The sequence below is a fragment of the Streptomyces sp. NPDC058086 genome (assembly GCF_042885015.1).
Classification (GTDB): domain Bacteria; phylum Actinomycetota; class Actinomycetes; order Streptomycetales; family Streptomycetaceae; genus Streptomyces.
Genome location: NZ_JBHVST010000305.1, coordinates 1 through 1,191, shown reverse-complemented (window position 1 = coordinate 1,191; position 1,191 = coordinate 1). Strand labels below are relative to the sequence as shown.

At 73.8% G+C, this 1,191-nt stretch carries 1 protein-coding gene; it reads right to left on the bottom strand.

Features of this window, described 5'->3' with window-relative positions; genetic code table 11:
• Nucleotides 1-1,191: MFS transporter (locus ACFVWD_RS58455; protein ID WP_389607335.1), on the bottom strand; the 1,191-nt coding region annotated here is incomplete at both ends.

The window sequence follows — 1,191 nt, the reverse complement described above, 5'->3', positions numbered from 1 at the left end:
TCCCGCAGCCGGGTGCCGATCAGGACGGCCAGGGCGACGGAGAACACGGCGCAGACGGCGGCGACGGACTGCACGCCGCTGGTGAAGGCCGCGCGTGCGGAGTCCAGCAGGGCGCCGGCGCTGTCCGGTCCCAACTGCCCGGCCGTGTGCAGGGCGCCGGCGATGCTCTCCTGCGCGGCGTCGCCGGCGGCGGGCCCGGCCTCGTCCGGCACCTCGACCCGGGCGCTGTACACCACGGTGCTCAGACTGCCCAGACCCGCGATGCCGAGGGCGACGCCGAACTCGCCGCCGGTGGCGGACAGCGACGAGGCGGCGCCGGCCTTCTCCGGAGGCGCGGCCCCCATGATCGCGCCCGTGGTGATCGGCCCCACCGGGGAGGCGCCGAAGTAGATCAGGGTGGTGGCCGTGATGAGGAGGACGGTGTCGTCGCCGTCCACCCGGGTGATCAGGAGCTGCCCGACGGCCGCGATCAGCAGGCCGCCCAGCAGGACCCGGGACGGGGGCATCCGCTGGGCCAGCAGGTTCGACACCTGCACGCCCACCACGAGCACGCAGGCCGGGATCAGGAGCCACAGTCCGGCGGCCAGCGGGGAGTGGCCGGCGATCGTCTGGAGGTACAGGGCGACCATGAGGCCGGTCCCGCCCATGATGACGGCGTTGACCATACTGACCGTCAGTCCGGCCCGCAGGGTGCGGTCGGCGAAGAGGCCCAGGTCCAGCATGGGGTCGGCCAGCCGCCGCTGGCGCTGGACGAACAGCGCGCCGAAGACCACGCCGAGCACCACCGCACCGGCGGCGAGCGGATCCCACCCGCTCCGGGCGAGCTCCTTCAGCCCGTAGATCACCGGCAGCACGGTCGCGAGGGAGAGCACCGCGCTCAGCAGGTCCAGCCGCCCGGCGTCCGGGTCGCGGGACTCGGTCAGCAGCACCGGTCCGGTGACCACCACCAGCAGCATCACCGGCACGGCGATGAGGAACACCGATCCCCACCAGAACGCGGCGAGGACCAGACCGCCCACCGCGGGCCCGAGGGCGACCCCGGCCATCATCGCGCTCGCCCACATGGCGATGGCGGTGCCCCGCTCCTTGGGGTCCTGGAACATGTTGCTGATGAGCGCGAGCGTGGAGGGCATCACCGTGGCCCCGGCGACGCCGAGCACGGCGCGGCTGACGACGAGCATCTCCGCGCTG